The sequence below is a fragment of the Blastomonas sp. CCH1-A6 genome, assembly GCF_001556365.1.
In the GTDB taxonomy this organism is placed as follows: Bacteria; Pseudomonadota; Alphaproteobacteria; order Sphingomonadales; family Sphingomonadaceae; genus Blastomonas; species Blastomonas ursincola.
Genome location: NZ_LSIS01000249.1, coordinates 1 through 20474, shown reverse-complemented (window position 1 = coordinate 20474; position 20474 = coordinate 1). Strand labels below are relative to the sequence as shown.

The 20474-nt window shown below is 64.0% G+C and carries 21 protein-coding genes; 8 read left to right on the top strand and 13 right to left on the bottom strand.

From position 1 onward, the window contains the following. Position 1: 1 nt before the first annotated feature. From AX735_RS11925 to AX735_RS11915, 3 genes are read left to right on the top strand one after another with little or no spacing between them, the layout of a single operon-like run. Positions 2-1369, top strand: coding sequence for a hypothetical protein (locus tag AX735_RS11925; RefSeq protein WP_066280349.1), 1368 nt, complete (start codon positions 2-4; stop codon positions 1367-1369). Further along, entirely contained in the window at positions 1369-2958 is a 1590-nt protein-coding gene (locus AX735_RS11920; protein WP_066280341.1) for an SUMF1/EgtB/PvdO family nonheme iron enzyme, read from the top strand. Before AX735_RS11925 ends, AX735_RS11920 begins: the two co-directional genes overlap by 1 nt. 3 nt (positions 2959-2961) lie before the next feature. Continuing rightward, a complete protein-coding gene (locus AX735_RS11915; protein ID WP_066280340.1) occupies positions 2962-4611 on the top strand; it encodes a caspase family protein in 1650 nt (549 codons plus the stop codon). A gap of 103 nt (positions 4612-4714) precedes the next feature. On the opposite strand, the gene AX735_RS11910 is transcribed toward AX735_RS11915, so the two are convergent. From AX735_RS11910 to AX735_RS11875, 8 genes are all read right to left on the bottom strand, one after another. Beyond that, on the bottom strand, positions 4715-5137 hold the full coding sequence (locus AX735_RS11910; protein ID WP_060977111.1) for a MucR family transcriptional regulator: 423 nt from the start codon (positions 5135-5137) through the stop codon (positions 4715-4717). Between the two features lie 166 nt (positions 5138-5303). Beyond that, a complete protein-coding gene (locus AX735_RS11905; RefSeq protein WP_137775303.1) occupies positions 5304-5960 on the bottom strand; it encodes a GNAT family N-acetyltransferase in 657 nt (218 codons plus the stop codon). Between the two features lie 73 nt (positions 5961-6033). Then, positions 6034-6450 carry a hypothetical protein gene (locus tag AX735_RS11900; protein WP_066280335.1) on the bottom strand — a complete coding sequence of 139 codons (417 nt, stop codon included), beginning with the start codon at positions 6448-6450 and terminating at the stop codon, positions 6034-6036. A gap of 10 nt (positions 6451-6460) precedes the next feature. Then, positions 6461-6883, bottom strand: coding sequence for a hypothetical protein (locus AX735_RS11895; protein ID WP_066280332.1), 423 nt, complete (start codon positions 6881-6883; stop codon positions 6461-6463). A gap of 31 nt (positions 6884-6914) precedes the next feature. After that, complete coding sequence (locus AX735_RS11890; RefSeq protein ID WP_060977467.1) at positions 6915-7262, bottom strand: hypothetical protein; 348 nt, start codon at positions 7260-7262, stop codon at positions 6915-6917. Positions 7263-7319: 57 nt separating this feature from the next. Further along, entirely contained in the window at positions 7320-7796 is a 477-nt protein-coding gene (locus AX735_RS11885) for a helix-turn-helix domain-containing protein (protein WP_066280330.1), read from the bottom strand. Positions 7797-8045: 249 nt separating this feature from the next. Next, positions 8046-8963, bottom strand: a complete 918-nt coding sequence (cysK, locus tag AX735_RS11880) for a cysteine synthase A (RefSeq protein WP_066280324.1) — start codon at positions 8961-8963, stop codon at positions 8046-8048. A 55-nt stretch (positions 8964-9018) separates the two neighbouring features. Then, positions 9019-10275 carry an MFS transporter gene (locus AX735_RS11875; protein ID WP_066280322.1) on the bottom strand — a complete coding sequence of 419 codons (1257 nt, stop codon included), beginning with the start codon at positions 10273-10275 and terminating at the stop codon, positions 9019-9021. 156 nt (positions 10276-10431) lie between these two features. On the opposite strand from AX735_RS11875, the gene AX735_RS11870 reads away from it, so the two are divergent. Beyond that, positions 10432-12171 carry a DUF885 domain-containing protein gene (locus tag AX735_RS11870; protein WP_066280318.1) on the top strand — a complete coding sequence of 580 codons (1740 nt, stop codon included), beginning with the start codon at positions 10432-10434 and terminating at the stop codon, positions 12169-12171. A gap of 4 nt (positions 12172-12175) precedes the next feature. On the opposite strand, the gene AX735_RS11865 is transcribed toward AX735_RS11870, so the two are convergent. Then, on the bottom strand, positions 12176-12517 hold the full coding sequence (locus AX735_RS11865) for a BufA1 family periplasmic bufferin-type metallophore (protein ID WP_066280314.1): 342 nt from the start codon (positions 12515-12517) through the stop codon (positions 12176-12178). A 132-nt stretch (positions 12518-12649) separates the two neighbouring features. On the opposite strand from AX735_RS11865, the gene tgt reads away from it, so the two are divergent. Then, complete coding sequence (gene tgt / locus AX735_RS11860) at positions 12650-13792, top strand: tRNA guanosine(34) transglycosylase Tgt (RefSeq protein WP_066280311.1); 1143 nt, start codon at positions 12650-12652, stop codon at positions 13790-13792. A 101-nt stretch (positions 13793-13893) separates the two neighbouring features. Here the strand turns inward: tgt and AX735_RS11855 are convergent, their stop codons facing one another. Together AX735_RS11855 and AX735_RS11850 are read right to left on the bottom strand one after the other, a co-directional pair. Continuing rightward, entirely contained in the window at positions 13894-15489 is a 1596-nt protein-coding gene (locus AX735_RS11855) for a sensor histidine kinase (RefSeq protein ID WP_066280308.1), read from the bottom strand. Then, entirely contained in the window at positions 15489-15734 is a 246-nt protein-coding gene (locus tag AX735_RS11850; RefSeq protein WP_066280305.1) for a NepR family anti-sigma factor, read from the bottom strand. The genes AX735_RS11855 and AX735_RS11850 overlap by 1 nt, the downstream gene beginning before the upstream one ends. Positions 15735-15984: 250 nt before the next feature. Between AX735_RS11850 and AX735_RS11845 the strand changes: the two genes are divergently transcribed. Continuing rightward, on the top strand, positions 15985-16797 hold the full coding sequence (locus AX735_RS11845) for a response regulator (protein ID WP_060977458.1): 813 nt from the start codon (positions 15985-15987) through the stop codon (positions 16795-16797). Between the two features lie 260 nt (positions 16798-17057). Next, positions 17058-18974, top strand: coding sequence for an alpha/beta hydrolase family protein (locus tag AX735_RS11840; RefSeq protein ID WP_066280301.1), 1917 nt, complete (start codon positions 17058-17060; stop codon positions 18972-18974). 63 nt (positions 18975-19037) lie between these two features. Here the strand turns inward: AX735_RS11840 and rpsD are convergent, their stop codons facing one another. Beyond that, positions 19038-19652, bottom strand: coding sequence for a 30S ribosomal protein S4 (gene rpsD / locus AX735_RS11835; RefSeq protein ID WP_023836510.1), 615 nt, complete (start codon positions 19650-19652; stop codon positions 19038-19040). Positions 19653-19875: 223 nt separating this feature from the next. Between rpsD and AX735_RS11830 the strand changes: the two genes are divergently transcribed. Then, complete coding sequence (locus tag AX735_RS11830) at positions 19876-20187, top strand: chorismate mutase (protein WP_066280387.1); 312 nt, start codon at positions 19876-19878, stop codon at positions 20185-20187. A gap of 18 nt (positions 20188-20205) precedes the next feature. Here AX735_RS11830 and AX735_RS11825 read toward each other — a convergent pair. Beyond that, positions 20206-20474, bottom strand: a 269-nt coding sequence (locus AX735_RS11825) for an ABC transporter C-terminal domain-containing protein (protein WP_446471811.1), incomplete at its 5' end; no start/stop codon positions are given.

Here is a 20474-nt window from a genome sequence, read left to right as displayed (position 1 = left end):
CGTGTCCAGATATTCACCCGCCCGGTGGCTTGCCGCCGGCGCTCTTGTATGCGCAAGCACCAGCGCCTTTGCCCAGCAGACCCCGACACCGACGCCGCCGCCGAACATCGCCAACTATCAGCAGCTGCGCAAATCCTTCCGCATCGGCGTGCGCGTCACCAACCAGCTCAACAATTTCGACCAGTCGGCGCGGTTCGAGCAGGACACGATCGAAGACATTACCGATTTCCTCGATCCCAGCCAGATCGCGACCGTCGTCGGTCTGCAGAATGCCTTTTTCGGCGCGGTGCAGGCGGTGTTCGACATTCGCGGCGGCACGGCGATCGGCAGCTATGCGCAGAACAGTTCGGTGCTGACGATCAGTGTCGTGTCGCCTACCGGGCAGGTGCTGCTGCAGGAAAATGGCACGCCCTGCACGTTCAGCTTCAACGGCGCGAACCGCCAGCAGACGTTCAACACCTTCGATGCGCTGGTCGATGACGAGAGCACCCCGACGTCGCAGGCGATCCTGGGCTGTCTGTCGCGCTCGTTCGCGCGCTTCTCGCCCGCCGATCCGCTGGCGGGCAACCCGAACAGCCTCCAGGCCAGCCTGACCCGCAGCGCACTCGATCTTGCCAATGGCGATTCCGCGATCGAGCAGGACCCGGTGCCCGAGGGCGTCGCGGTGCCCAACGATCCCTGGCTGATCGGCGCGACCTACAATACCGGTTCGGCAGGCCGCTTCGATATCGACCGCGTCGATGCCCGCATCCAGCGCAGCTTCCGCATCTTCGAGGGCAACCGCGCGATGCTGAAGATCGACCTGCCGCTCAACTATGCGCGGATCAACGGGTCGGATACGTACAGCGCGCAGCTTGGCATTGGGCTCGAAATCCCGGTGATCGATCGCAAATGGTCGATCGAGCCGCGCATCGGCTATGGCGCGGTCTATTCGGAGGATCTGGGCTCGGTCGGGCACATCCTGCAGGGATCGATCACCAGCCGCTATGTCATCAACGGCGTCGGGCGCGGCAAGTTCGTGATCGGCAACATGATCGGTTATGCCCAGACGCTCGATACCCCGGGCACCAGCGCGAACATCAACCCCGATCTCAAGAACTGGTCGCTGCGCAACGGCATCGCCTATGATCTGCCGCTGAAAGCGCGGCTGTTCAGCCGGGGCAGTTCGATGCGCGCCAGCTATGCGTTCACGCAATATCTGGGCAGCGACCTGCGCAACAACAGCTTCCACGAGGCGACCCTGTCCTTCGGCCTGCGCGGCCGCGAGGATTCGCCGCGGGCAACGCGCGACCTGATCCGCATCAACCTGAGCACCATCCAGGCGCGCGACTTCAGCAGTTATACGATAGGCGTCGGTTTCCGCTTCTGATGCTGAGGTTCGTCCTTTTGCTGGTCGCGATGGCGGCCAGCCTGGGGCTTTCCCCCATGGCGCACGGCCAGGCCGGGGCGCGCGAGCCGCGCCTCGCCCTGGTCATCGCCAATGGCACGTATCGCGGGTTCGACAGGCTGTCGGCGACCTTCGACGATGGCGAACGCATTTCGGCCGCGCTCACCGCGACCGGCTTTGTCGACGGATCGGGAACCGGCGCGGTGCACACCCGGCGCGACTTGACCGCCGCGCAGATGGAGGCGGAGTTTGCGGCCTTTCGCGCCGCGCTCGCCGCCGCCGGGCCCGAGGCGTTCGGCGTGCTCTATTTCTCGGGCCATGGCGTCGCGCTGGGGGCGGGCGGCGATGTGCAGATGGTGCCGGTCGATGCCGACAAGGGCGATCTTGCTGCATCGGCTAGCCTGTCGCGTTCGGCGGTGACGCGGACATTGATGTCCTCGGGCGCGCGCAACGTGCTGGTCGTGCTCGACATGTGCCGCAACGTCATCGCGCTGCCGACATTGCCGGTCGCCAGCGACGACACGGTCACCGGCGGCGCAGGCATCGAGGTGACCGGCAGCAAGGGCCTCAAGCGCGTGTTGCGGTCGGCGCAGAACCCGATCCGGCCCGATCAGGGCTATCTCGTCGCCTTTTCGACCAGCGCCGACCAGTTCGCCTTCGACAACGGCATCTTCTCCAAGGTGCTGGCGGAGGAAATCCGCCGCCCGCAGCAGAATATCGCCGATGCGATGAAGCGCGTCTCCGATCGCGTTGCGATGGCCAAGGCAGCGAGCTTCCAGAAGCCGACCTTCGATTACGGCCTGCAGGGCCAGCCGCCGTGCTTCGTCTCGTGCGATCCGGCGAGCGGCAATCGTTTCTACGACTGCGCCAACTGCCCATGGATGCGCATCGTGCCTGGCGGCAGCGCACTGGTGGGATCGCCTCCGTCCGAACCCGGTCGCGGCAAGGACGAGCCGGCGCAGCAGCGCGTGGCCATCGCACGCGACTTTGCGCTGGGCGTCTATGAGGTGACAGTGGCGGAATGGACCGCCTGCGCGCGCGACGGCGCGTGCCCTAAGCTGTCGAACTGGGCGGCGGACAATCCCAACCCGCTGATCCCTGCAACCAGCATCAGCCATGACGATGCGCTCGCATTCTTGAGCTGGCTGTCGCGCCAGTCGGGCCGGACCTATCGCCTGCCGACCGATGCCGAATGGGAATATGCGAGCCGGGCAGGGGCGTCGAGCGCCTTTCCCTGGGGCGATGGCATCTCGCCTTCCGACGCCAATTACGATCATACCGCGCGCTATCAGGGCTCTGCGACCTCGCCCTATCGCGGCTATCCCGAGGCGGTGTCGGGCTATCCGCCCAACGGTTTCGGCCTGTACCAGATGCAGGGCAATGTCTGGGAATGGACCTCGGCGTGCCTCGATGCCGCGTGCCGCAACCGCGCGCTGCGCGGCGGGTCGTTCGAGAGCGTGCCGGGTGAGTTGCGATCGGCCAATCGTTTCGGACTTGCCGCAACCAAGCGGCGCGACGATGTCGGCCTGCGCGTCGCGCGCGATCTGGAAGCCGATGAGGGCGGGGGCTGAGCCGTGCGCTGGCGCCTTCTTATCGCCGTGCTTCTGATCGCGCTGTCGGCCCCGGCAGCGCAGGCGGAGACCCGCGCGATCCTGATCGGCGTGTCGCGCTATGAGTCCCCGGCTATTCCCGATCTTATGGGCCCGGCCAATGATCTCGCCGCAATGGAGGGGCTCGCGCGATCGATGCAGGCGAGCGACGTGGTGTCGCTGCGCGACGGCGCGGTCAGCCGGTCGAGCGTCGAGACCGCGCTGCACGACATGGGCCTGCGCGCGCAGCCGGGGGACTGGCTGCTGTTCTACTTTTCCGGCCATGGCGCACAGGCTCTGGCGCAGAACCCCAGCGATGAGGATGGCGAATTCGACCAGTTCGTGCCGCTGCCCGGCTTTGATCCCGGCGCCCAAGACCCCGAGACCTTCATCATCGACAAGGACTTCTATGCCTGGATGAAGCGCTATCTGCCGCCCGATGTCGCGATCCTGATGGTGGTGGACAGCTGCCATTCCGGCACGATGCACCGGGCGATCGATCCCCGCAGCTATGCCTTCACCCCGCGCATCGCCTTCCGGCCAAGCGACGCGCGCGCGATTACTCTGACCGCACGGCCCGGCCCGCGACTGGGGGCGCTGCGCAGCGACACTGGAGAGGCGCAGGCGGTGGCCATACGGCGCGACGACCTGCCCAACCTCGTCTATATCGGCGCCTCGCGCGACGATCAGCTCGCGCTCGAAACCGAGCTGCCGCAGGAGGGCGCACCGCAGCGCGGCGTGCTGACCTATGCGCTCGAACAGGCGTTCAGCCTGCCCGGCGCGAACGAGGCCTCGCCGATTGCCGATCTCGACGGTGATGGCCAGGTCTCGGTGGTCGAAGCCGGGTCCTATCTCAACAGCCAGGTGCGCATGCTCACCGCACAGCGGCAGGAGAGCACGCTCTTCTATCCCCAGGGCTGGGCCGAACGGCCGCTTTTCTCGGCACTGCCCGCGCCGCGGCTCGCCTTCGATCTGCCCGCCCCGAATGTGATCATTGCCGGCCAGCCCGATGATATGGCGACGGCGGCCGGCGCGACCAGCTGGCGGATGGCCCAAAGCTCGAACGATGCAGACTTTCTCTGGGTGCTCAGCACAGGCGAGGTGTTGCGGCGCTCGGGCGACATCGTTGCAACCGGGATCGGCAGCACGCTCGCCTTTGCCGGGGTGATGGACAAATGGCAGACCGTGATGAGCTTGCGCCCGCTCGTCTCGGAACTGGCGATGCGGTTGACGGTCCATCCGCTTGGTTCGGACGAGCTCTATCCCGAGGGCACGCCGATCAGCATGCGGCTGGAGCGCACACGGTGCGGCGGCGCGGCGCTGCATGGCACGGTATTCAACCTGGCGTCTGACGGAACGGTCCAGCTGATCTATCCGCTCGATGCCGATGGCGCAGGGCTGATCGACGCTGCGACGCGCCAGTCAATGCTCGACACCGTGGTGGTGCCGCCCTTTGGCGTCGATCATGTCATCGCGCTGGCCACTCCCGAGGCTCCGGAGGCGTTGCGCGCGGCGCTGCGCAATGCCGATGGCCAGCGCGCATCGGCGGGTCTGGCAGGGATCATCCGCACCGAGCTCAAGCGCGCGCGGGGCAGGGGATCGCTGTCGATTGCGGAACTCTACACCGCGCCTTGAGGGTGACACGAAACATGAAAAAGCCAGAAACAAACAAGGGGACGTCTCCTCCCGAAGACGCCCCCTTGCCCAGTCCGCTATGTCAGACTGAAGTGTCGGTCGATCAGACCTTTTTCTTGCGACCGCCGCCGCGGCCCTGCTTGCCGAGGCCAATCTGCAGCGCCAACTCGCGGCGGCGCTCGGCATAATTGGGGGCGACCATCGGGTAATCTTTGGGCAGGCCCCATTTCGCGCGATAGTCATCGGGCGTCATGTTGTAGTGCACCATCAGGTGGCGCTTGAGCATGCGAAGCTTCTTGCCGTCTTCCAGGCAGACGAGATGATCGGGCTTGATCGACGAGCGGATCGGAACCGCAGGCTCCTTGGGAGCTTCAGGCTCGGGAACTGCAGGCTGGTTGATGCTGTGGAGCGCGGCATGGACCGAGGAAATCAGCTGCGGAATGTCCGAATTGGCCACTTTGTTGTTGCTCAAATGCGCAACGACAATATCAGCCGTCAAAGAAATCAAGGTTTCCACATCTTCCATAGTCGCACCTGCTTAGCCGATTGATCCAAACTGGCGGGACTATTAGTCCGTTATGGATGAAATGCAAATCATAACTATGCGGTGAGGGCCACTGGCGGCGCGGTGCGTCAACGGGCTTGCCGGCGGGGATCTGCGCTAGTTGGATGCGCGCTGCAAAGCGCCGGCTTCACTGTCCCAAAGCGGCACAGGGACTGTCGTCCGTCGGGATATAGCGGGCGAGCGCGCTGAGGATGTCCCGCACGCCTTGCAGATCGGAAGTGGCGGAAATCTGCCGGATTGCGGGCCTGACCGGTAGTCGGAAGCCGATAATGCCAGCCTCGCTCTCGCGCCGCTGTGCACCGATGGAAAGAATGAACCGAATGGCGGGCATGTTCTCCGCGAGCGTCTGGACTTCCAGCTCGCACATTGCCTCGACCTCGCAATGAATCAGAAGCACGGTGGTCAGCATGCGGGCGAGGCCGAGCCCGTGATAATCATCGAGCACCGCGACCGAGAATTCGCCGGCATGCGGGTGGTTTTCGCTGCGAATCGCATGGACGGCGCCGACGGCGGGATTGTCCATGCCGTTGAGATGGATCGCTCCCCAGGCGATATGATCGTGCCCATCGGCATCGAGCAGCTTATCGATCACCGGATCGGAGGGCATTGGCTGGACCGAGAAGAAGCGCATGTAGCGCGACTGTTCGGACAGCCGCTTTATGCCTTCGCGCATGCGATCCTCATCCGACTGGCGGATCGAGCGCAGGCAGATGCGCTTGCCGTCGGCGGCGACCGTTTCGATCACTTCGTCATGCAGTTCCCGCAGAAGCGGTCTGGTCACCATGCGCTGCTCCATCGGTTCGGGCTGCGCATGATGACACAATTTCAGCCCGTTGCGCAGGGCAAAGACCGACGCCTCATGCGGTAATCAGCTCGTCGCGCAGCGCGTCGATCCATTTCGCCACCGCACGGAACGCCTTTTCGGTCATCCGCAGATAGACCTTGCGATTGTCGTTACAGTCTTTCTCGCGGCGGATCAGCCCCTGTTTCGCCATGCGCTCGATATAGCGCAGCGACGTGGTTGCCGGGCGGCGCGAGGCGACACAGGCGCTGGTTACCGACACATCGCGCCCGGTGATATGGCCGACGAAGAGATCGAGCAGCATGTCCCAGGCGGGGTCGGACAACAGGCTGGGCCCGGCAATGGCGTCACGCTGGCTGCGCAGCTTGAGATAGCGGCTGGCGGCTTCGGCGCGGGCCTTCCAGGGTTCATTGGCATCGAGCAGCGGCTGGGGGGCGTCGCTTCTCCGGTTTCGGGGACGAGGATGAGGCAATAGAACTGGGTCATTGGGGGGGCACCAAGCGTTTGAGTGCGCGGTGATCGAGATAAACCCCGGCAACCATGCTGAGCAGCAGGGGAACTACCCAGAAGGTGGCAATCGCCGTGTAGATCTTCGGCAGATAGTTCGGGGCGATGATCGTCGCGAAATGGGAGGCTACGGTGAGAAGCTGAAAGGCGGCGATCCAGAGCGGCCAGTAACGGTCGCTGCGCAACGCGAAGACATAGGTGGCGACCAGATAGGCGGTATCGACCGCCATCAACGGCCAATGCGTCTGCTGCCACCGGGTGTGCAGCACCTGGACGGCCGCGGTCAGCAGCGTTGCGGCCAGAAACAGCAGGATTGCGCGTCTGCCTTCAGACTTTCCGTGCAGCCAGACGAAGCCGCCGCTCAGCAATGCGAAGAGCCAGAAGATGATCGTGATCATGGTCGTGGCTCAACGCATTGCCGACCGGCGGTCATCCGAACGCGGGTTCGGCTTCCGACGCCTCGTCCTGGAGCGACCCGAGAGGCGTGGGACCGGGGCAGCCGACATTCATCGGGGCCTGATCGCTGCGGCGCTTGACCGAATTCAGATGGCCGACCAGCTTCACCATGCTGCCGCGTGCAGAAATGAGGTGACCGGTGCTTTCATGGATGGCGCGCAGGGCGATCTGCGAGTCGCGAGCTGGGACTTCGGAAAGCGCGTTCGCTTCCAGCATGGTCATCGAAAGCCGGGCCGCGTCCAGAATGGCGCGATCATAGCTGGCAAAGGACGAGCGGGTATCCTGGGCGACAATGCGGACGGCGTTACCATCGATGTGCATGGGTCTTCTCCTTCTCGCACCGGTCACGGTGCACGGGTTGGCGATCCAGGCACCAGATCAGCTGAACGCCTTGAGCGCCCCGCCAAGCACCAGCGCAAATGCCGTCGTGTAGATGAGCGACAGGCCTGCGATCCGCAGGATGGTCGTCGTCTTCTGGCTTGCGTCCAGCGATGTTCTGATGCCGCCGACAGGAGGATATCCGAACCGCATCTGCCACTGGCCGGTGGCTTGAGCGTTCGGCATATCCGCTGCCGACGCCACAGGAGGTGTCACATCATTGGCCGGCTCGACAACCGGCGGCGGTTTGAGTTCAAAAGACTTGAATGGCGGAATTTGCTGGCTTTCGGCGAGCCAGCGCGCGGCCGTGCGTCGATCGGGCGCACCCATCGCCGTCTTGGCGCGCTGAAGATACTGATCGACCGTCATCGGGGTCAGCCCCAATTTCTTGGCGATCTGCTTGGAAGTATAGCCATCTGCCACAAGGCGCAGACAACTGACCTGAACATCGGTCAATTCTGTGCGACTTGGCTCCAAGATATCCCCCCGATTTGACGGTATATCCACTTTGGATACATTAACCTTCACTTCGGATATATCTCAACTCGAGCCGGAATGGAATGATTCCCGGTCGGCGCGCTATAACTGTGTCCGTTCCGGTGCAGTCTGTGCAGATTGCAGGGCCCGGTAACCCAGTATTGGATGAAAAGGTCATCCTGTTTCCCGGCGAACCGGTTCGATTCGCCGAGAATCCAGCAAGCACTCGTGCGCTGAGGTGCGCGGCGCTTATTCGGGCAGGAAGTCGGGTACCGAGAGATAGCGCTCGCCAGTATCATAATTGAAGCCCAGCACGCGCGATCCTGCGGGCAGATCGCTCAACTTCTGCGCGATCGCGGCGAGCGTTGCGCCCGACGAGATGCCGACCAGCATGCCCTCTTCGCTGGCGGAGCGGCGCGCCATCTGCTTGGCATCGGCGGGATCGACCTGGATCACGCCATCGAGCAGCCGCGTGTGCAGATTGCCGGGGATGAAGCCCGCGCCGATGCCCTGGATCGGGTGCGGCCCGGGCTGACCGCCCGAAATCACCGGGGAAAGAGTCGGTTCGACCGCATAGACCTTGAGCGCGGGCCAGTGCTTCTTCAGCTCCTCGGCGCATCCGGTGATGTGACCGCCGGTGCCGACACCGGTGATCATCACGTCGATCGGCGAATCGGCAAAATCGTTGAGAATCTCCTGCGCGGTGGTCCGCACATGCACCGAGATGTTCGCGGCATTCTCGAACTGCTGCGGCATCCATGCGCCGGGGGTTTGCTCGATCAGCTCCTGCGCGCGCTCGATCGCGCCCTTCATGCCCTTTTCGCGCGGCGTCAGGTCGAAGGTCGCGCCATAGGCCAGCATCAGCCGCCGTCGCTCGATCGACATGCTTTCGGGCATTACCAGCACCAGCCTGTAGCCCTTGACCGCCGCGACCATGGCGAGGCCCACACCGGTATTGCCCGATGTCGGCTCGATGATCGTGCCGCCGGGCTTGAGCGAGCCATCGGCCTCCGCCGCCTCGATCATGGCGAGCGCGATTCGGTCCTTGATCGACCCGCCCGGATTGGACCGTTCGGACTTGATCCAGACCTGTGCGTCGCCGAACAGCCGATTGATGCGGACATGCGGCGTCTTGCCGATGGTTTCGAGAATGTTGGCAGCGATCATGTCGAAGTGTCTCCTGCTTCAGCGCGCCTGTATGTCTGGCGCTGTCAAATGGGGATCAGGCTTCTTCCTCGGCAGGATCGAAGCTGCGCGCGGCCCCGATCTGCGGGAACAGCCGGGACCAGAGCGCCGTGATCAATATAGCGCCGCCGCCGCCCGCCACAACCGCCGCCACGGGGCCGATCAACCAGGCGAGCATGCCCGAAAAGGCATCGCCCAGCTCGTTCGAGGCGGAAACTGTCAGCAGCGAGACCGCCGAAACGCGCCCGCGCTTGTCGTCGGGCGTGTTGAGCTGGATGAGCGACTGGCGGACATAGACGCTGAACATGTCCGCTGCGCCTGCGACGAACAGGCATGCCATCGAGACGATGAGAATGCGGCTGAAGCCGAAGATCACCGTCACAAGACCGAACAGCAGTACGCTGACCAGCATCTTGTTGCCGACATTGGTCCGGATCGGACGGAACGAGAAGACGAACGCCACCAGGGCTGCGCCGGCAGCCGGGGAAGAAGCGAGCAGCGACAGGCCCTGTTCGCCGACCTGCAATATGTCGCGCGCGAACACCGGCAGCAAAGCCGTGGAGCCCGCCAGGAACACCGCGAAGAGATCGAGCGTGATCACGCCCAGCACCAGTTTGTTCTGGCCGACATAGGCCATGCCGTCGATGATCTGCGCAATCGGTCCCTTGCCCTTGTCCATGATCGTGCGGGGCACGGGGCCGACGGTCAGCATCGCGAGGCCCGCCAGCGCATAGAGACAGGCGCTGACGATATAGGGCAGGTCGGGACGGATCGCATAAAGCGGTCCGGCCATGGCGGGGCCGATCAGCATGCCCGATTGCCAGGCGATCGAGGACAGCGCGATCGCGGTGGGGAGCGAGGCCTTGGGCACCAGGTTGGGCGCCAGTGCGCTCAGCGACGGGCCCAGGAACGCGCGCGCGGTCCCCAGCATCGCAGCGATGATGTACAGGATCGGCAGGCTGATCAGGTCCTGCGCCGTCGTCCAGGCCAGCGTCGCGGCGATACCGGCCTGGCAGAACAGCACGATGCGCGCCACCAGCCGCCGGTCCATCCGGTCCGCAATCCAGCCGACCAGCGGAGTGAGCACGAACAGCGGCGCGAACTGCAACAGCCCGATCATTCCCAGCCGCGCCGAACTGGCGGCGATGTCCATCGTCTCGCGCGCGATATTATAGGCCTGCCAGCCGACGATCAGCATCATGCAGTAGAGCGCCAGCATCGAGGCAAGGCGCGTCAGCCAATAGGCGCGGTAATTGGCAATGGTGAACGGATGCGGAGCGGCTACGGATTCCATGGCCGCGTCGGTAGGCCAGCCCGTGCCGTGCGGCAAGCAAGATGAACTTGGCCGAACCATGCCCAGGCTGTTGTGCGCCTGCAAAAAATGCCTCTTTCCAACCGCGTGCAAGGGTGCCAGCAAGGGCAGAAACCAGAAATCCAAGAGGTCGCCCATATGCATCTTGCCAAACGCATTCTAGCCGCAGTCTCGCTGGCGACACTTGCCGTCTCGTGCAGCGGCGGTGCTCCCTCGGAGCCGGCGGAAAAGGGCACCGGCATCGATACCGGCAGCGAATGGGGCAAGTTCCTCGACGGGTTCCTGACCGGCTATTTCCCGCGCAATCCCGATTTCGCGGTCTATCAGGGGCGGCATGAGTTCGACGGCGAGCTGCCCGACTGGTCGGAAGAGGGGCTTGCCGACCAGATCGCGTTTCTTGACAAGACACTGGCCGATGCGCAGGCGATGGATCCTGCCAGCCTCGACGAGGACCAGAGGTTCGAGCGCGATTATCTGATCGCTGTGGTCAAGGGTGAGCTGTTCTGGCTCAAGGCCGCCGACTGGCCGCACCGCAACCCGGCCTTCTATACGGGCACGCTCGATCCTTCGGTCTATGTGACGCGGCCCTATGCCGATGTGACCACGCGCGCCAAGGCGTTCATCGCCTATGCGCGCGCGGTGCCCAAGGCCGCCGAGCAGATCAGGGCGAACCTCAAGTCGCCGCTCGACCCCTATGCCATCGATTATGGCGTCAACGCGTTCGGAGGCTATGCCAGCTTCTTCACCGGCGACGCGCGCGCGGCCTTTGCCGACGTGACCGACGAAGCGGTCAAGAAGGACCTCGAAGCCGCCACGGCGGAGGCGAGCAAGGCGATGCAGGGGCTCGCCGACTGGCTCAAGGCCGAGAAGGCCACGGCAAGGGTCGGCTATGCCATCGGACCCCAGCTGTTCTCGCAGATGCTGGCGGACACCGAGATGGTCGATCTGCCGTTGGCCGAATTGAAGGCAATCGGCGAGGCGGACCTCAAGCGCAACCAGCAGGCGCTGGCAAATGCCTGCGCTCAGTTCGCGCCCGGCGCGACAATGCCCGATTGCATGGCCAAGCTCGCCAAGGACAAGCCCGAAGATGGCCCGGTGGCCGAGGCGCGGCGGCAGCTGCCCGATCTCCGCGCCTTCCTGGTCGACAAGGATCTGGTCTCGATCCCCGGCACCGAAGAGGCCAAGGTCGAGGAATCGCCGCCCTACAACCGGCAGAATTCGGCCTATATCGATATTCCGGGGCCGTACGAGAAAGGCCTGCCGTCGGTCTATTACATCTCGCCGCCCGACCCTTCATGGGCGCCCGAGGTGCAGGCCGAATATATCCCGCCCAAGAAGGACCTGCTGTTCACCAGCGTGCACGAGGTCTGGCCCGGCCATTTCCTCAACTTCCTCCACGCCAACCGCGCTAAGTCCTTCTTCGGGCGGCTGTTCGTCGGCTATGCCTATGCCGAGGGCTGGGCGCATTATACCGAGGAGATGATGTGGGAGGCCGGGCTCGGCAAGGGCGATCCCGAGGTGCATATCGGCCAGCTCGCCAACGCGCTGCTGCGCAACTGCCGCTATCTCTCCGCCATCGGCCTGCATACCGGCGGCATGAGCGTCGACCAGTCGATCGCGCTGTTCCGTGACCAGTGCTATGTCGACGAGGGCAATGCCCGGCAGCAGGCGCTGCGCGGCACCTATGATCCGGGCTATCTCAACTACACGCTCGGCAAGCTGATGATCCGCAAGCTGCGCGCCGACTGGACCGCGGGCAAGGGCGGGCGCGAGGCGTGGAAGGCATTCCACGACGCCTTCCTGTCCTATGGCGGACCGCCGGTGCCGATGGTGCGTGCGGCGATGATGGAGGAAAAGACGCCGAAAGCGGTGTTCTGACCATTCAGCCCTTGGGAGGAACCGGCGGATCGTTGTCGGCGACTTCGGTCAGCGATCCGCCCAGCTTCTCGCACTCGCCCGCTTCGGTGAACTTCCAGGCATTGCCCTGATAGTCGACGTTCGACGTGCCTGCGCAGCTGGTGCCGGGGCCGGCGGCGCAGTCGTTCTGCTTGGCGAGCGCGATGCCATAGCATTTTTCCTGCGCGGCCAATTCGGTCGCCGCCTTTTCGATCGCCTTGCTGCTGGTCTGTTCGGCCTCGGTCGGCTTGTCCTGTGAACAGGCCGCGAGCGAGGCCGCAGCGATCAGCGCCGAAGCAAGAGCTGTAAGGCTTGAGCTGTGCGACATGGTGGGGGCTTTCCTGTGGCGTTGCATCCGGTGCTATCGCTGACATAGGCCCGCCGAGTCGTCAAACCCCTCAAACCCCCAAAACCCTCAAACCTTTGCTCCGCGCGGCCAAAGCCGCTAGAGCGCGCCGCCATGACCGAGACCCAGCCCAGATTCGCCTTTTCGATCACCGCGCGCGACGGCAAGGCCCGGCTGGGCGAGCTCGCGATGAAGCGCGGTGCCATCCGCACGCCCGCGTTCATGCCCGTGGGTACCGCGGCGACCGTGAAGGGCATGAAGCCTGCCGAGGTGCGCGAGCTCGGTGCGGACATCATCCTGGGCAATACCTACCATCTGATGCTGCGCCCAGGCGCCGAACGCGTTGCCCGGCTCGGCGGGCTGCACAAGTTCATGGACTGGCCGCGCCCGATCCTGACCGACAGCGGCGGTTATCAGGTGATGAGCCTTTCGGCGCTGACCAAGGTGACCGAGGAGGGCGTCGCCTTTCGCAGCCATCTCGATGGATCAAAGCACATGCTGAGCCCCGAACGCTCGATGGAGATCCAGCGGCTGCTGGGGTCGGATATCGTGATGGCGTTCGACGAGCTGGTGCCCGCGACGGCGACGCGCGATGTCCAGGCCGCCGCGATGGAGCGATCGATGCGCTGGGCGCGCCGTTCGCGCGAGGGCTTCGACAGCGGCGGCGATCATGCCGAGCGCGCGGCCTTGTTCGGCATCCAGCAGGGCTCGCTCGACGAACAGCTGCGCCAGCAATCCGCCGATGCGCTGCGCGACATCGGCTTTGATGGTTATGCCATCGGCGGGCTTGCGGTGGGCGAGGGGCAGGAGGCGATGTTCGGCGTGCTCGATTATGCCCCCGGCCAGCTGCCCGAGGATCGCCCGCGCTATCTGATGGGCGTGGGCAAGCCTGACGATCTGGTCGGCGCGGTCGAGCGCGGCGTCGACATGTTCGACTGCGTGCTGCCGACGCGGTCGGGCCGCAACGGCCAGGCGTTCACCTGGGACGGGCCGATCAACATCCGCAATGCGCGGCATGCCGAGGACCAGGGACCATTGGACGAGGCTTGCGGCTGCACCGCCTGCACCCGGTTCAGCCGCGCCTATCTGCATCATCTCGTCAAATCCGGCGAGATGCTGGGCGCGATGCTGATGACCGAGCACAATCTGCGCTTCTACCAGGATCTGATGGCAGCGATGCGCGCGGCGATCGGCGAGGGGCGGATGACGCAGTTCGGTGAGGATTTTCGCGCGCGCTATTACGCGAAGGGTGGCTGATTCGCCATTCCCGCCAACGCGGGAATCCCGCTTCTGCACCAGCGCCGGATGACAAGCGTGATCGCCGCCTGCGCGGAGGGCACGAGCTATCCTATACTGGCCTAAGCCCGTGCGGGCACGAACACCGGCATCGCGATCGCGATGCACTCGAATGCGGTATCGCGCTCCAGCGGTGCACGCAGCTGGCGGGCAAGGCCGGTCATCACGCGGTCGATGCCATCGCCCAGCATTTCCTCCAGCGCCGGATTGGGGCCGAGCGCGGGCGAAGCCACGCGCAGAACGATCTTGGCCGGATCGTCGCTCTTGCGCACCGCCGAGATGCGGATCGGCGCGTCGGGCCGGGTCAGATGGATCAGCTCGAGGATCTCGGTCAGCAGAAAGGCGATCGGTACGCCGACATCCTGGCTGACATGGACATTGTCGATATCGATCATGATATCGGGGCCATCGCCGCCATGCACATTGTCGGCATGTTCGAAACTGCCCGCAAGCTCGCCAACCAGCGCGCGCAGATTGATGCCTTCGTTCCGCTCGTTGCCGGCAAAATGGTTGCGATGGACGACCGCCAGCGCATCGACGCGGCGCTGGATCTTGCCATAGGCGAGCTTTGCCGGATCGGAATCCGCGGCGCGGGCATGCAGATTGATCAGGCTGGCGATGATCTGCAGGTTGTTCTTCACGCGGTGATGCACTTCGCGCGTCAGCAGGACCTGCTGCTTCAGACCCTCGTCCAGCGCCTCGCGGTCCACCGACACCTTGTGCGCCAGCGCGACAAAGCCCTGGTCGAGCTCCTCGATCTCGCTGGCATTGAACGCGGCCCTGTCCATTGGCGCCATCTGTTCGCCGATCTCGTACTGGCGCACCTTGCGCTGCAGCAGCGTCAGCGGGCGGATCAGCATGATGTTGACCACCAGCCAGCCGATGATCGCCGCTGCCAGCAGGGTGATGAACGGAATGATCTGGGCCAGGAATTCGGGCGGCGACTGTTTCGGCCGGACATAGCGCAAGTCCAGATTGATGCCCGCCACCATGCGCCGCGCGGTCATCAGTGCATTCAGGCTGCGCTGCCAGTTCGGGGGAATTTCCGTGAGCGGCAGCACATCGTCGCGCGAGCGCAGCTCGAATTGCGAAAGCGGAACGTCATCCACCGGATCGGCCAGTGCAAACAGACTGTCGGACGAGTAATAGGCGGCGGCGCGCGCCACCGAGACCCGGCCCCGGGTGACGAAGATCGCGCCCTTGGCGGGTATAGCCAGCGTGACGCGCGGCGGAGCGGGATCTGCGCCCACCTCGCGCAATACGCGCGGTACCGCGCCGATCTGGCACGCCGGCGGTCCCGCATTGTTGGCATAGAGCAGGGCGGCAAAGCGCGTCTGCTTGGCCCCCAGCTGCTCGCGAAGGTTGAGGCAGATCTTGGCCGGATCTTCGCCGAGCGCGATTTGCGAGGCAGCGGCGCTGAGGATGGCAAGATCGTTGTCGATGGCCGAGTTGAGCCGCAGTGCGGCATCGTCGACATTCTTCTGGAGCAGGCGGCTGCGCTCCTCGTTCGCCGTGTCGGCAAGACTGCGATTGGCGACAACTGCTCCGAGTGCCAGGGGCAAAAGTGCAATGGCAAGAATGAGGAAAAGGCGGGTGCCGATCGACAGGCGCGTGATCGGCGCCATAAACGGGAACTTCGCCCGGTCTGCCTTGCGCATTATTTCAACTGCTTGAGCAAATCCAGAAAGTCGTCCGGGATTTCCTCCTCAAGCGTGCGCTGATAGACCGACTTCAGCGCATCCCCGATAAGGTGGGTCTTGCCTTCGTCGCCACCGGGTTGATCGGCCGCGGCCGGATCACCCGGCGCCGGATTTTCGCTTACCAGATGCGGCTTGGTGCCGGCGCGGCCCTTCACAGGCTTGTTGCCGCCGGACTGATCGTCATTGTCACGATGCACGAGCATCCCATCCCGCCTGTTGAAATTCCGTCCCGAAATGGGCTTAGCAAGCCGTCCCAACCCTGCCAAGCCCGCAAAATCGTGCGGGATTGTGCATAAACGTCTCGGACTAGGAAACAAACTGCGGCGCGGATTGTTCCTTAGCCGAGGTTCGGTTTGTCTGCTTTCACATCCGGCATCCCTTTGCGCCCCCGGTTTTGACACGGGGGGCGGAAGGCCATAGACACGGCGCCAGCCGATAAAGGAGTTTCATTGCATGTCCCTGGGCCAGACGCTCGCTCCCCATCTACCCCTGTTGCGGCGCTACAGCCGAGCGCTCGCCGGCGATCAGCATCATGGCGATGCCTATGTGAAGGCGACGCTTCAGGCCATCATCGCCGCGCCCGATCAGTTCCCGAGCGATGTCGATGCCCGTCTGGGTCTGTACCGCGTGTTCCAGGTGATCTGGGGGTCGACGCATGACGACCGCGAGGAAGCCGACAGCTTCGATGCCTATCCCGACGCCGATGACGATTCACGCCGGCTGCTCGCCGAGCAGCGTCTGCGCCGCATTCCGCCGCTGTCGCGCCAGGCGCTGCTGCTGACCGCGATGGAGGGTTTCTCGAACGCCGACACCGCCTATCTGATGGGCCTGGACGATCGTACCGTCTCCAGCCTGGTCAGCGAGGCCCTCAGCGAGATCGACAGCCAGATCAAGGCCAAGGTTCTCATCATCGAGGACGAGCCGATCATCGCGATGGATATCGAGACGATCGTGCGCGACCTCGGCCATGACGTGACCGGCATCGCCGTCACCCGCGACGAGGCGGTCGAGCAGGCCCGCCGCGACAAGCCCGGTCTGGTGCTCGCCGACATCCAGCTCGCCGACGACAGCTCGGGCATCGATGCCGTCGCCGACATCCTGCGCGAGATCGACGTGCCCGTCATCTTCATCACCGCCTTTCCCGAGCGCCTGCTCACCGGCGAGCGTCCGGAACCGGCCTTCCTGATCACCAAGCCGTTCCACCGCAACACCGTGCGCGCGGCGATCAGCCAGGCATTGTTCTTCTTCGATCCCGAAACGGTGTGATCGCGAATTTATATCCATTTTGGATGTATTTTGATGCGATGTTAAAAGGCGGGCCGGTGGTCCGCCTTTTTCTTTGCGATCAACAGATCACGCTTGCCCCCTGCTTGTAATCACGGCAATTTTTGTCACGATTGAGTTTGGGGGGTGGATCTGTGATGCGTTTTTCTATCCGGGCGGCTGGCATCCTTGCCAGTCTGATGACAGCGTCGACGTCAGCGATTCTGTCAGCGCAAAGTGGGGATGCCTCCCCATCGACCGACATGGCAGAACAGTTCGGCGCCCGCGAAATGGTGACCAATGCCAGTCTTTCGCCCGACGGCACCAAGCTGGTCTATCTTTCGCCGACCCGTGGACAGGGTGTCGCCGTCATGGTGGCCGACCTGGTGCCAACCCCGCAGACTCCGCGGGGCGTCTTCCGGGTCGACGGTGAGCCGGAGCGCATCGAATCCTGCCATTGGTCGGGCAACGATCGGCTCGTCTGCATGCTCATCGCATCGGTAATGCTGGAGGGCAGGCCGCTTTATGCCTCGCGCCTGATCGCGGTCGATGCGGCCGGAGGTGAGGTCAAGGTTATCAATGTCCGCAAGGGCGGTACGGGCATGCGCCTCGGCGTGGCTCTGAGCGGCGGCAATGTCATCGACTGGAACCCGTCCGAAGATGGCAACATTCTGATGGTGCGCGAATATATTCCGCAGGAGGCGGTCAGTTCTTCCGGCTCCGGCACGCTGATCGCACAGAAGAAATCCGGCACCGGAGTCGATCTGGTCGATACGCGCACCCTGCGCAGCAAGATTGTCGAGCAACCCGATCTCGAAGCCATGGAGTTCATCTCCGACGGTTATGGAAGGGTGCGGATCAAGGGCACGATGTCCTCGCGCGAGAATGCCGAACTGGGCTTGCGCCGCTATTATTATCGCAAGCCCGACAGCAAGGACTGGCTGCCATTGAGCACCGTGGACAAGAATCGGCAGGGCTTCGATCCGTATGCAGTCGACCCCAAGCTGAACGTTGTCTACGGCCTGAACCGCGTGGGCGGGCGGCTGGCGGCTTTTCGGCGCTCGCTCGATGGCACCGATGCCGAGACACTGGTGTTCGCGCACCCGGAGGTCGATGTCAGCGGTTTTGCTCGGATCGGTCGGCGCGGGCGCGTGATTGGCGTGCGTTACACGACCGATGCCGGTGAAATTCACTATATCGATCCCGATGTACAGAAAATGGTTGATCAACTCGCCAAGGCGATTCCGCATCTGCCGATCGTCGAGGTGGTCGAATCGAGCGAGGATGAGCGCAAGATGCTGATATGGGCGGGCAGCGACACCAATGCCGGCCGCTTCTTCCTGTTCGACCGGGATGCCAAGACGCTGGCCAATCTGCTCGCGATTCGGCCGGGCCTGGAACAGGTAGCGCTCGGCAAGATGCAGTCGATAACCTATCCGGCCCGCGACGGAACCCAGATACCGGCTTATCTGACGCTTCCCCCGGGCAAGACCAGCGCGTCAGGGCTGCCTGTAGTGGTGATGCCGCATGGCGGGCCGGAGGCGCGCGACAGTTGGGGATTCGATTGGCTGCCCCAGTTCTTTGCCCAGCGCGGCTATGCGGTGCTGCAACCCAATTTCCGCGGATCTGCGGGCTATGGCCAGAGCTGGCTCAAACGCAACGCATTCCAGGACTGGCAGCTTGCCATCGGCGATATCAACGATGGCGCCCACTGGCTGGCCAGGCAGGGCGCTGACGCAGAACGCATGGCCATTTTCGGCTGGTCCTATGGCGGCTATGCCGCTCTTCAGTCCAATGTGCTCGAGCCGGACCTGTTCAAGGCGGTCGTCGCGGTCGCGCCGGTGACGGACCTCGCCCTGCTGCGCAGCGACAGCTATGGCTGGGGCGACTATGCCTATGTCCGCGATTTGCTGGGCGAAGGCAAACATATCAAGGAAGGCTCGCCCGCACAGAACGCAGCGGCGTTCAAGGCACCCGTGCTGATGTTCCATGGCGATATCGACCGCAATGTCGACGTGGGGCATGCCAAACTCATGGACGCGAAGCTGAAGGATGCTGGGCGCAGCTCAGAGCTGCACATCTACAAGAACCGCGACCATTATCTGGAAGATGGCGAAATCCGCGCCGAGCTGCTGCGCACCAGCGCCGCGTTCATGGAAAAGGCCTTTGCCGGCCAATGAAGCAACAAAAAAGGCGGGCTTTGCGGCCCGCCTTTTTCGTATCTGTTTCGGTGATGAACCGGATCAGCGCGAATAGAATTCGACGACCAGATTGGGTTCCATCTTCACCGGATAGGGCACTTCGTCCAGCGTCGGAATGCGGGTGAAGGTGACCTTGTCGGTGCCGTCGGGAGCGACATAATCGGGGATGTCGCGCTCAGCCAGGCCCTGGGCTTCGATGACCAGCGCCATTTCCTGCGCCTTCTTGCCCAGCGACACGACGTCACCCGGCTTCACCTTGCGCGAAGCGATGTTGCACTTCACGCCGTTGACGCGGATGTGGCCGTGGCTGACGATCTGGCGCGCAGCGAAGATGGTCGGCGCGAACTTGGCGCGATAGACGACCATGTCGAGGCGCTGTTCCAGCAGACCGATCAGGTTCTGGCTGGTGTCGCCCTTCATGCGGCTGGCTTCGGTGTAGTTCTTCTTGAACTGCTTCTCGGTGATTTCGCCGTAATAGCCCTTGAGCTTCTGCTTCGCGCGGAGCTGCAGGCCGAAGTCGGACATCTTGCCCTTGCGGCGCTGGCCGTGCTGGCCGGGGCCGTATTCGCGCTTGTTGACCGGCGACTTGGGGCGACCCCAGATGTTCTCGCCCATGCGGCGGTCGAGCTTGTACTTTGCACTGTTGCGTTTGGACACGCGTCATTCTCCAATTTGCTGCCTGTTGCCAGGCGAGGCCGCTGCCCTGTGCTGCGGCCAGATGTCCCGGGATCGCGCCATGGTGCCAAGAATGCGCCATGCGGCCGCTGCTTCACCGGGGTGCAGGGCCAATTGCGAAGCGCGGCCTATGACGAAGGTCGCTGCGAGAGTCAAGTCGCGCCGCGCGCTCGACAGGCGCGGCAGGCGCGGCTATCGCAAGGCCATGTCAGACACTGTCAAAGCACCGGAAGACTGCGCGACCATGGCCGAGGTGCGCGCGGGCGTCGATGCGCTCGACCGCGAGCTCATCGAACTGTTTGCGCGGCGTTTCAGCTATATGCGCGCCGCCGCCCGGATCAAGCCCGACCGCTCGATGGTCCGCGACGAGGCGCGCAAGGCGCAAGTGATCGCCCAGGCCAAGGCTGCGGCGTTCGAGCTGGGCGTGCCCGTCGGCCTGATCGGCGATTTCTGGGACCGGCTGGTCGAAGCCTCGATCGCCTATGAGGGCGAGCATTGGGAGTTGCTGCGGCGCTGAATCGGCGGGTATGAGCGTTCAGCCCATCGCCTCGACCATTTCCGCGAGTTCCAGCCAGCGCATTTCTGCGGCGTCCTTCTCGTCGCGCGCCTTTTCGATCGCCCTGGTCAGCGCGGCGAATTTCGCCGGATCGCGGGTGTAAAGATCGGGGTCGGACAAGGCCGCCTCGTCGCGCGCGATTGCCGCTTCGATCGCCTCGATCCGCTCGGGCAACGTGTCATAATCGCGCTGTTCCTTGTAGCTGAGCTTTGCACGCTGCGGTTTCGGCGGGGGAGGGGGCGCAGCAG